Genomic DNA, 11,507 nt, shown 5'->3' on the forward strand with positions numbered 1-11,507 from the left:
TCGCGGACGTCGGAGTCGTACGGGATCAGGACGTGTGGTGGGTGATGTCCCGCAACGCGGTGTACAGCGGGCCGTACAGCAGACGTGCGACGGCCGGGCCGGCGGGGTCCGGGGTGACGGGAGAGGGGGCGGCGCCGAAGTAGGGGGCGAGGACATCCCGCATCCCGGTCAGCAGGCCGTCCTCGGCTGGCAGTTGCCTTCGGTCCACGCCGGGCGCGAGGGCCCGAGCCGTTCGCGGCGCGAAGCGGGCGTCGACGAAGACGACCCGGGCGGGCACCCCGCCGCGCACCAGACGCCCGATGACCTGCCAGATGGTCACGAGCTGGTCCCAGGTGAACGACCGCCGCTCCCGCTCGGACAGTTGCGAGTAGATGTAGCGACGGGACAGCAGCCGACGCCACTCCCCGCGGGCCACATGACGGAAGGTGAGACCGGCCGTGTCCAGATCCTGGGCCTTGTCCACGAGCGCGCCGAACGTGCCCTGTTCCAGGCCGGGTTCGTCACGTACGAAGCGTGCGGCCCAGTCGTTGACCGCGAACACGGCGAGGGACAGGTCGTCGGGGCGGGGATGCGGGCGCGCGAGGAACAGGGCCGTCCCGAAGGCAGCGTTGCGCTGGGCGTTGAGGATGTTGTGCCCGCGCTCCACCGCCATCAGGGGGGCCACCAGAATCTCCGCGGACGGGTCTTCGGCAAAGGAGGCGAGATCCCCCCGGCGCACCGCGGTGACGGGTCCCGGTGCGGTACCGGGTGCGGGCCCCGTCACCGATCCGGGACCACGGACGGCGTGTTCCAGGTCCGCGTCATCGGCCGCGAGCACTCGGACGCGGCCGTGCCAGCGATCGATGCCGTTCAGCACCTCCGCCGCCGTGTTCGCCTCCCGGTAGCTGCCGACCAGCAGGATCGCCCGCCTGCGGCGAGTGTCCGCCACCTTCGCGAGCTCCTGTTCCAGCGGGCTGGGGGAGCCCCCACGGCCCGGTGAGCCGAGCCGGTTCACCAGCGCGGCCGCGGCTGCCGGGCGGGCTTTGGGTTCAGTGCCCGACAGGCTCATGGGACGGCCCTCGTCGTCGTAGAGGAAGTGCGTCGAGAAGACGGACTGGCTCACCGCCTCCAGCGACCGGTCGGACGGCTTGAGGACCGCGCCCACGGGGGCGAGCACATGCGCGCGGGTGGACGTACCCGCCCAGCTCGTCCCGGACATCAGCACCACATGGGGGCCGCGTCTGCCGCGGCCCGGATCGGCCCCCAGCTCGTGCAGGTTGAGCAGCAGTTCCCTGCCGACACCAGCGCAGCGAAAGAAGCGCAGGGTGCCGCTGTGCCGGCCGTCGTCGTCGCGTTCCCTGTCGTCGGGCAGGTACTGGAAGCCCAGGACGTTGCCCATCGGGGCCTCGGGGACGAGTGGCGCGTAGTCGAGCGGAGGGCGGCGGGAGAGTTCGTTGCCCGTCGAGTCGAGGTGCAGGGCCGCCTCGACCTGTGGCCACAGGAAGACCAGCCGGTCCAGCCGCTGGTTCAGCGCGCTCAGGAGCAGCGTGAACTCAAGGCGGCGCGCGGTGAGATCGAACCACTTCGCGTCCCCGCTCCGGTCGGCCGCCGGAGTCCCATCGAGCAGCGGGTGCAGCACGTCCCGTACCCGGCCCCTGGTCTCCGGTGCGGACAGCGTGGTCAGTAGATCGTGCGCGAGCCGGACGAGGTCGTCCGTCTCATCGAGATAGCGCCCATGGCCGCCGAGCGGATCGTCTCGGAAAGCGTCGAAGAGAGCCGTCAGTTCAGCCCGCCGCGCGTCGGTCTCGGGGCCGGCCGATTCGGGTTCGGGAGCGTCGTCCTCGTACGCCTCGTACAGCTCGGCCTCGTCCAGCACACCGTCCGTGGGACCGGTCGCTCTGTCGGCCGAGAACCAGTCGCCGAGCAGCTTCTCCTGCAGCGTCCACGGACTGAAATACTCGATGTCGGCCCACTCACGCAGTTCTGCGTCCGAGATCAGCATCTTGTAGAGCCGGTCCGTCGCCGAGTGCGCCACCGTCAACGAGGCGGACCAGCGCTCGATCTCCTGGTCGGTGAGCGGGAGCCGGCCCTGCTTGGCCAGTTCCGCGATCCGGTGCGTCTGCACCTGGTCGAGCCAGGAGTCGATGCCGGGGGAGACCAGGGTGGCGGACGGCGCGAAGATCTCGTCCAGCTTCATCTGCACCGAGTCCACCTCGTCCACGATGACGATGTCACTGCGCATACAGGCCAGTTCGAGATGGCGCAGCCGCTCGTCCCCCAGGTGACGCGGTACCGAGGACTGGACCAGGCTTGCCGGATTCGCCACCCAGACCAGGGCGTCCACCAGATCGCGCGCGGAGCGGTGCCGGGGGCAGGCGTGCCAGAGCGGGCAGCCGTGTGGTGCACCCTTCGGCTCGGCCGGGCGTTCCTCCGTCGACCCGGCCGGGCTCCCACCCGGCTGGTACGGCTCGGGCAGTGGTACGGGCCCCGCCTCTTCCACGCGGCTCTTCTTTTCCGGGTGCAGTGAGACGCAGGGCGCGTCCGCGTACCGCAGCGGTTCGGCCGTCTCCGTGCCGCGCAACGCGTCTACCACGCAGACGGTGCTCAGGTCGTCAAAGCCGGGGGCGTCGTGATCGAGCAAGTTCTCCAAGCCGCGGGCGGCGAGTCGGCGGTGCAGCCGCTGAACATGCGTCTGTCGGGTCGTCAGGCCCAGCACAGGCGAGGCCCGCTGTCCCTCGGTATCGAGGAGTTCACCGATGAGCGAGCTGAGCCGGAGCTGCTCGGCCACGTCACCGACGACCAGGGTGGTCCGCAGTCCCCGCCGGGCGCCCCACACCGCGATCAGGGTCATCAAGGTCGACTTGCCCGCGCCCACCATGCCGGCCAGGTGCAGCAGCCCGTCCAGTCGCAGGGTCTCGGAATCCGTGAAGGAGACCCCGTCGGCGTCTCGCGGAGCGAACCGCAGCTCCGCGAGACGCGCCTGCCAGTGGCCGGGGCTCGCCGCGTCGTTCTCCCGCTCGGTCTCGTCCATCCAGCGTGCGGTCACGGTGAGTTCGGCCCGGGTGAGGGTCAGGGGCGCCCCGGCGCCCGGCCGCCCCTCCTCGGGCCGGTGGCCCGGCACCGGTTCTGGGCGCGGACGTTCGGGAAGGGCGACGGAGGTGGCGCGACGCCAGGCGAGGAACGTGGCCCGCCCCGGCGGAGCGAGGGGGAGCGCCTTGCGGGCCAGCGGCGGCAACGAGGCCAGCGCATTGTCGTACTCCCTGAACCGGTCGGAGGCGACCGCCGGTACGAGCGGCACGGCGGGTGAGCCGTCCTCGGGCACCTCGTATGCGCGCAGCCGGGCCGGCAGAGCGCGGTAGGTGTCCAGCGCCTGCCGCCAGGTGCGCCGACGGCGAAGTGTCCACAGCAGATGGCGGCCCGCGGACAGCATCACCTCGTGTGCGGCATCGCGTACCAGCCCCCGGGCACGGACGAAGGGATAACCGCCGAAGAGGACGTACGCACCCTCGGCGGGCTCCTGCGGGGCGATCCTCTCCAGCATCCGCAGCGCCAGTTCCACCTGGCACAGCAGAGCCGGTTTCACCCCGGACAGTTCGGCGGGGACCTCGTCCCACCGTCCGTTGAGTTCCTTGCTGACCGGCTTGTGCCAGCCGTCGCGGTCACGCATCGTGCTCTCCTTCGCTTCCGTGCCCCCGCAGCCGGGTGAGGGCCCGCGTCTTGAGGGCGGTGTCGGTGAGCAGCGGCAGGTCGCGGGCGCTCGCGGGCCGGTTGCGTGCGTACGAGGCGAGGTAGCCGGGCCGGTCGGTCACCCGCCCCTGCGGCACCACCCAGAACGCCTCGTCGTACGCGGGGGTGCGGGGGACGGGACGAGCCGCCCGCCCCAGGAAGGCGGGGTGCGCCCAATCCTTCACATCGACCGCCCACACCCAGCCGTCGGGAAAAGTGACATGGAGGTCGTACGCGTCGAAGCCCGGCCACATCCGCACCCGCAGACCAAATGCGGTCAGCGCCTTTTCCAAATCGGCCTCCGCCTGGCCGGGTCCGGTGACGAACTGACGCAACGGGCGCTCCAGCTGGAGCAGTTCACCGGACTCGTCGCGGGAGATCCGGCGCTCGATCGGCGGCTCCCCCTGGCGGCGGCAGCGATCGCGCTCGCACCACCACGAACCGTCCCCGACCGGAGTGAGGAGGGTGCGGCAGCGCTCGCAGACCGCGTACTGGCCGCGCCGCAGGAAGCTGTCGGGCACCGGTCGGTAGATACGGCGTACCAACTCCTTGACAGGGTCGAGCACATGGTCGACGGAGACCAGAAAGGCCTCGGCAGACGTCAGCACGGGTCGCTCCACGAGCAGCCGCCGGAACGCCGTGTACGCGTCCTCCTCGCCGTGCTCCCGGCACAGCCGCAGGGCGGCGATGACCACCTCTCGGTCACGATGCCGCTCGGCGCTGTCCGTGCACCGCTCGGCCCACTCGTGGCACAGCTCAGTGGGCCGCGAGGACTCCGGGTCGAGCAGTAGATCCTCCGGGCCCACCACGTCGGCGGGCAGATCGACCGGCCAGTCGGCCACCGGCCGCTCCCGGCACCAGCTCAGCAGGTCCGGCAGGCTCAGCGGGGGTTCGGCTCCACGCTCCAGGCAGGCCAGGACGGTCCGGTCCAACGCTCGCTGGACCTCGGGCGAGTAGGGAAGTGTGAAGGAGTCGAGGCCAGTGGCCGCGTCGAGCGTGGTCAAGGCCGAAGCGACGGTGCGGATCAGCGGCACACCACGGTGCGTGAACCACATGGAGGACGGCGGCGGAAGATCGTCAGGGGCCGTCATACGGGCCGCCCGGCGTCGACCTGGGCCAGGCCAGCGTCGCAGTGCCGCAGCATCTCGCACCTGCCGCACTGATCACCCGGTGTCGGCTCGTACCTCTCGTCACCGGCCCAGCCGGACGCCAGCTCCTTGATCACTCGGCGGGCGGTCGCGAGCGTGTCGGGTTCGCCGGGGTCGACCTCCTCGCACCGGGATCCGTTCTCGTACAGGATCTCCAGCTCGATCAGGGAACGCCGGGGATCGCCGTCCGGGACGCCCGCCGCCATCATGAGCACCGCCAGCGCCAACTGCGGGTAGTTCTCCAGCAGTTCGCGCCCCTCCCAGAGGCTCTTGGCCGTGGTCTTTGTCTCGTGCCAGATCCAGCCGCCGGCCCTGGTGTAGAGGAGATCCGCGTCGGCGACGATGACCGCGTCGATCTCGGGCTCATAGACCGTGAGCCGCTTCTGCACCTCCACCTTCTCGTCGGCGCCGATGCCGTCCAGCGGGCAAGCGCGGATGTGCTGGGCGAGCATGGCGAGTGCGGCCGGCTGTTCGTCCTCACTCAGTCCCGCCAGCGCATCGGGGAGGGCCACGCCGCGACAACTCCCCTTCGCGTGGGCGCGGTTGAGCCAGTCATCGACCGCGCGACCGCGCCGGATCGGCATGCCCTCGCGCTCGGGGGACTTGAGGTGCAGGACCCGGGTCAGATGGAAGAGCGCGGGGCAACTGGCGTACGCGCGCAGGTCGGAGACGGAGACCGAGCGGCGCTTGCGCGGGCGACGCGGGGCGGGCGCGCCCAGCAGGCCCGGCGTCCGGGGCGGCTGCTCGCAGCCGCTGAGCGCCTCGCACTTCTCGCAGCTGGAGCCGGGCATGAGCCGGTCGTCGGAGACGATCCGGCCGAGAACCGGCTTGGCGTGGGCCTCGTAGCGCCGGGCGCATTCGTCCGCGTCCCAGTCGGCGAGGATGTCATGGGTGCCGTCGCCGCAACCCACGCCGACGACCCGGACCCGGTCGGGACGCAGAGTGGACCCGGCGACGGGGCGGTGGATGTCCCGGAAGGCGGCTCGGGACGGCGCGCCGGTCGCGGCGACCGAAGCGGCCTCGGCGATCTCGGCTATCGGCCGGTCCCGCTTCACGGAGTTGACGGAGAGCAGCCACAGTTCGCGCTCGGCACCGTCGGCGGAGGCGTAGCGACGTCCCCAGGCGGTTCGTTCGTAGCGGATCGCACCGTGCGGGCCGGGGGCCTCAAGCTTGGTCACGACCGTCCACTCCTCCTGTACGGAGAAGACCGGCGGCCGTCCCTGCCGCTGCCGCTCCGCCTGGGCCGACTGCCGGGCGGCGAGATAGTTTCGCACAGCACCGTCAGCCCAACGCATATGCGCGGGGTGGTATTTGCGGTTGCCTGCGAGGCCCCGCAGGGCGTTCTCCGGATTCACGCCCTCGTGCTCGATCGCATCCAGAGCCGCCATCACCGGTCCCAGAGCGAAGTCCTCGATGGGCTTGCGGCGTACCCGCTCGGGAACCTGCTCCAGATGTGGCCTGGCCCGCACCGCGTTGCCGCGCGGGCAGTCCCGCGTGTCCTCCCGGAGAAGCGGCAGAGAGGTGCGGATCAGACGAATATCGCCGTTTGTCCGGAGGGGAGGGGGCATGAGCGTCACGATGGACCCCTTGCGTGTCGAGAGGGAGTGACCTCGCCCAGAGAAGCGCATCTCTGTGAACTAAGTCAAGCGATGCAACGCGAAGCATCCATGAAACGCTATGGTGTGGGGGTGTGGCAGGTATTCGCGTGGAACGAGGGGTGCGCTGTGGAGCCCGGGGATGTCCTCGACGGTCGATTTCGTGTGGTCGGCCAGCATGATCAGGGTGGTCACGGCCGCATCTGGAAGGCGATCGACCTGACCACCGGTGCGCAGGTTGCCGTCAAGATGGTCCGGCTGGACCGCTTGGCCGAGAGCCACCTCAACCCGGCCGAACGGGCCCGCCTGCGGGGCGAGATGCTCAAGCGGTTCGAGCGCGAGGGAGCGATCCTCGCCGATCTGGACCACCCGGCGATCCCTCGGCTGCTGCACCGTGGCTACCACGGGGAAGTGCCCTACCTCGTCATGGAGTACGTGGACGGGGTCAACCTGCGCGACTTTCTCGACCGGCACCGTCCCCTGCCCCTCGATGCCGCGTGCGCCATCGCCGTACAGATCGGTCAGGCGCTCGCGCACGCCCATGTCCGAGGTGTCGTCCACCGGGATCTCAAGCCCAACAACCTTGTGATGACCGCCGAAGGGACCGTGAAACTGGTTGATTTCGGCATCGCCCATCTCACCGATCCGGACGCTACCCGTTACACCCCTCTCGGCGACGCGACGCCCGGCAGCGTCGGCTACATGGCACCGGAACAACTGGAGAATCGGCGGGACATAACCGCGAAGGCGGACTACTACGCGTTGGGCTGTGTGCTCTTCGAACTGGTCACCGGGGAGCAGCCGTTCACGGACAAGCCCGGCCGGAACCGGGCCACCCAGCACATCCACGACCTGCCGCCCCGCATCCGGGACATCAACGCCGGGCTGCCACAGAAGCTCGACGATCTCGTGTGGGATCTGCTGGCGAAGTCGGCCACCGACCGGCCCGTCGGTACGGACGACATCCTCCCGACTCTGGGGGAACTGCTGCCGGGGGAGGGCGATCCCGCTCCCGAGCCGGAACTCGTTCCCGATCCCACGCTGCGCTACCGGATGCCCGGCGGGATGAACGCCGAGGGGTACGTCCGGCCCGTTTCCCGCCCGTCGAGACGGCCGGTCCGACGCCGGGGAGCGTGGTCGGGCCGCACGGAGTTCGCCGCCCTCCTGCTCCGCGCCCGCGCCGAACTTGAGGGAGACGGCCCGGGTCCCGAGAGTCTGAAGCTCGACAACGCACTCCACCGGGCAGTCAGTGACTGGGGATTGCGCGAGGCGACGGTTTCGGACGCACAGTTGGCCTGCGCCGATCGCGCGCGTCTGGAGGGGCGGATCGACCGGGCCAGGCCGCTGTACGAGCGTGTCGCTGTCGCCCTCGCCGGACATGAGGACCCCGACTTCCTCGCCTTGGCTCTGGAGGCGCGGGTGGGGATCGCCGAGTGTGCGGTGGCGGACGGGGAGATGGACGGAGCGGTGACAGGGTGGGTGGAGGCCGTCGGGGAAGTCCTCCGCCTCCCCTCTGCGCCCAGCCGCCTGGTGGCGCGCTGCCGTGAAGTCGCCCTGGAACTGGACGAGACAGGTTTCGGTGAGATTGTCGCTCCGGTGGCCGCGAGACTGCCCCGGGACTGACGCGGGGAGGTACGCGCCGACTCACTTCCAGTTGAGGCGTCCTGTGGACATGAGATCACCGAGTGAACGCGCCAGTTCGGCACCGGTGGATCCGAGACCTCGCATCTCCCGTTCGAACGACGCCACCTTCCGGTAGATCTCCCCGTACGCCTGTTGGTCTTTGAGGGGCATCCGGGGCACGTGGAGCCGGCGCACGTCGACCCGGGAGGAGGTGGTGGCGTGGGTTCCCGCCTGACGGGCGTTGCCCGGTGCCCGTAGACACCCGGCAAGGAACCACGGATCGAGGACGGTGGGATCTGTCCGGAGGGCGTACAGATTCGAGCCGAGTACCGAGGGGGCCCCGGAGTCCACCATGACGTTGAAGGCCCTCGTCACGCCGACCAGGATCACGTCCTCGCCGGCGGTCACCGTCAGCGTCCCTCCTACTTCTCCGCGCGCCACCTCGGAGCCGGCCAGCCAGTATCCGGCGCTGCCCGCTGAGAGCAGACCAGGCACAGTCAGTACAGGCACGGCGCCCTTCGGCGGAGCGCCTCGCTGAAGGAGATCCTCGGGCAGTGCCTGGCCGGCGAGGACGGTGAGGGCCCCGGCACGCTCCAGTTCGGCCACCGTCGTGAGGCTGACCTGGGGGTCGGCGTTGTCCGTGTCCTTGGACGAGAGCGCGGAAAGTACCCCGGCGGTGTCACGGAGCTCGCGGAGGTGGGTGTCGAACTGTGTCCATGAGCGGCGCAGTTCCATCCCATCGACCCCACCTGCGAAAGGAATGTGCCGAGCTGGAGTGAGATCGACCTGCTCGTCGAGCAGGTCGATCACGGGGATGGACATGCTCTCGTACGTGTGCTCTCCGCGGAGGGCGGCCGGCACGCCTTCTAGGAGCCGGGGCCAGTTGATGCCGGTCTTCCCCAGGGAGGCGGCATCCAGCCCGTGCGCCGTGTCCACCAGGAGGAGGTCGGCACGAGATGTGGCCGTCGACTCGGCGGACCTCAGGACCCACAGGTGGAGACCGACGCCGTGCGGCGGTGCGGCACCCGGAGGCAGAGCGATGACAGCCTGGAGGGCTCCGGAGCGCAGCAGCCCCGCTCGAATGCGTCGTCCGGCACGTCGTGCGGCGACGGCGGGAGGCAGAAGGAGAACCGCGACCCCGTCGGGAGCCAGGGACGCGACAGCGTGCTGGACCCATGCGAGTTCGGACTCGGTACGGGGCGGATGGCCGAAGGCCCAACGCCCATCGGTGGCGAGTTCCGCGTGTCCCCAGTCGCGTTCGTTGGACGGCGGATTGCAAAGCACCACATCGGCGCGGACATCCGAGTGAGCGTCGGCGAGCAAGGTGTCCGATGACGTGACGGAGGCCGTGAAGCCGGCCATGGCGAGGCGAGCCGAGGTCAGCGCGGCGAGGACGGGATCGTTGTCCTGGCCGAAGATTCCCGTTCCCGGTCTGTTCTTACGCAGAACGGCCCCGCTGAGTAGCAGTGCGCCTGTTCCACAGGCGGGGTCGAGAAGAGTGCGCACCTCACCCGCGCGCACCGTCGACGCAATCGCGGTCATGAGTTGAGCGAGAGGTTCCGGTGTCGTGGTGATCTGGCGTACGTGGGTCCGGAGCCACCGATCGACCAAAAAACCGAAGGTCCGTGAGGCCCCTTCCACCGACGCCACCTCTGTCACGCGGGCGAGGAAACGGGCCTCGCGCGCTCCGAGGGACTTTTGATCGGAGTCGCTCTCCTCGGCGCCGCTCAGCTGGATGCCGACGGCCGCGATCAGTCGGCCGGTGGCATCGCGTTCGCCGAGCGATTCAAGCTCGGGCCCCAGGCGCTCCAGGGAACCCACCGCATTCTTGATCTTGTTTTCCGCATGTAGCCACGTCTCGACATCGGGGAGCGAGAACAGCGGACTGGTGTCCGTGCCTCCGATCGGAGCTGGGAACGTCTCGTAGCGCCGTCGCCAGTTGCTGACAGCGGCCCGGCCTACTCCGGCGAGTCGCGCGATCTCCGCGAGGCTTACCGCGACAGGTGATGTGCCGGTGGACTTGGGCATCGGATGCTCCGGAGTACGTGGGGGTACCTGCCCGCTGTTCGTGCCGACGTGCTTGCCGCACTACGTTGGGTCACTGTTCTGTGTAACTTGACTCAGTTTACAAATGCCGGTCCGAGATGTCTCCCCCGGAGGGCCGGCCTCTTACTCCTGGTCGGCGGCTTTGATCGGTGAACCGGTCGCGAAGTGACAAAGTGTCGCCGGGAACGCCGACTGTGGACATGGTCTGCGCGAACAGCCGCACACAGGAGGGGGTGGCTTGTGGCGCGCGCCGGGCTGCCATGAGTAACTGCCCGCCCGGTCCGAGCCTCGCTCCCGGCGCACAGTGAGACGGTGATCCCGCACGGCGCGAGCGCGAGAGGGGGCGACGCGGCAATGGCGCCAGTCCGCGCAACCGCGCTTTCTGGCTGCGCCTCGGGCTTTGCAGGGCCGCTCCCCCATGGTGGGCGCCCTCAGCGCGCAGGGTGCCGCCGATCATCTGGAGCGACTACAGGAGGCCGTCGCCGCGTGAGACCCGGCGCGCACGGCCGAGCCTCAGTGGCGGGACCATGATGGGTGAAGGGTGGGACCCCTAAGGGCGAGTCTCGTTTCACCGATCTGGACGGGGAGACACACCCTGCGACCTGCACGCCTGATTCACCACGGGCGCCGGGTGCATCCACTTCCGGTCGGTCTTGCAAAACGTGTTGAAGCAACGCCAGAACCAGGTGCGTTTTTTGCGTCGGCGCAGCTCGATGCTCGTGCCGCCGCATCGGCCACACTTCGGTGGGCGTGCGCACAGCTCGGCGTGTTCCTGTTCCAGGGGCTTGCGGGCGAAGGTAACCGCTATGCATCGTCAGCATCACTTCACGAGTCCAGGTCTGGGACAGCGAGTTGATGCTGCCGATCATCACTGTCTGCTAGACCGGTCGACGGGGAACCGATGGTGAAGGCCCCTGCACGCCCTTGTCGTCTGGGGCAAGTCGCGGGCGGATCCGGACGCCGCATGGGTGACAGCGGTCGAGGACTTCACCGCAAGCGGTACATACACCAGTTCTCGCAGGCCGGTGAGGCGGTCGAGGCGACCTTGAGGGCCTACGGCGAGGTGCTGGGTCGCCGGGGCGACGCGGCGAGTAGCTTCGTGCCCTTGGCCACCTGCCCAACGGCGGGCATCCGGACCGTACGTTCCGGGCGGGTCAGCGGGGTGCGCTGTTCGGTGTACGGCTAACAGGTGGTAGTAGGTTCGGCCCCTGCCGCTCTTCGTCGCGGGGGCGGACCGGGTCGACCGGCAGAGCGAGCGTCTGGCGGTCGGCTTGAAGGAGTTGGTGGGGGGAGCGGTGGACCTCGTACTCCAATAGGTCCTTGGCGTGGTGAGGTGCATGCCGTCGACCTCACCGGCCACGCGCCAGCGGGCAGCGGTCGTTCTCGGCCT

Annotated in this window: 5 protein-coding genes; 1 reads left to right on the forward strand and 4 read right to left on the reverse strand. The window is 69.7% G+C overall.

Translation table 11 applies throughout. The features are described from left to right. Window positions 1-25: 25 nt before the first annotated feature. From ACFYNU_RS19450 to ACFYNU_RS19460, 3 genes are read right to left on the reverse strand one after another with little or no spacing between them, the layout of a single operon-like run. Window positions 26-3,646, reverse strand: a complete 3,621-nt coding sequence (locus ACFYNU_RS19450; protein ID WP_356590779.1) for a hypothetical protein — start codon at window positions 3,644-3,646, stop codon at window positions 26-28. Next, the gene (locus tag ACFYNU_RS19455; protein ID WP_356590781.1) at window positions 3,639-4,796 is read right to left on the reverse strand and encodes a hypothetical protein; all 1,158 of its coding nucleotides are present in this window, start codon (window positions 4,794-4,796) and stop codon (window positions 3,639-3,641) included. Before ACFYNU_RS19455 ends, ACFYNU_RS19450 begins: the two co-directional genes overlap by 8 nt. Next, entirely contained in the window at window positions 4,793-6,421 is a 1,629-nt protein-coding gene (locus ACFYNU_RS19460; protein ID WP_356590783.1) for a PD-(D/E)XK nuclease family protein, read from the reverse strand. Before ACFYNU_RS19460 ends, ACFYNU_RS19455 begins: the two co-directional genes overlap by 4 nt. A gap of 192 nt (window positions 6,422-6,613) precedes the next feature. On the opposite strand from ACFYNU_RS19460, the gene ACFYNU_RS19465 reads away from it, so the two are divergent. Continuing rightward, on the forward strand, window positions 6,614-8,071 hold the full coding sequence (locus ACFYNU_RS19465) for a serine/threonine-protein kinase (RefSeq protein WP_356590785.1): 1,458 nt from the start codon (window positions 6,614-6,616) through the stop codon (window positions 8,069-8,071). 21 nt (window positions 8,072-8,092) lie between these two features. Here ACFYNU_RS19465 and ACFYNU_RS19470 read toward each other — a convergent pair whose 3' ends face one another. Then, the gene (locus ACFYNU_RS19470; RefSeq protein WP_356590787.1) at window positions 8,093-10,099 is read right to left on the reverse strand and encodes an N-6 DNA methylase; all 2,007 of its coding nucleotides are present in this window, start codon (window positions 10,097-10,099) and stop codon (window positions 8,093-8,095) included. Window positions 10,100-11,507: the final 1,408 nt, after the last annotated feature.

This window comes from Streptomyces sp. NPDC006643 (assembly GCF_042870175.1).
Taxonomy (GTDB): domain Bacteria; phylum Actinomycetota; class Actinomycetes; order Streptomycetales; family Streptomycetaceae; genus Streptomyces.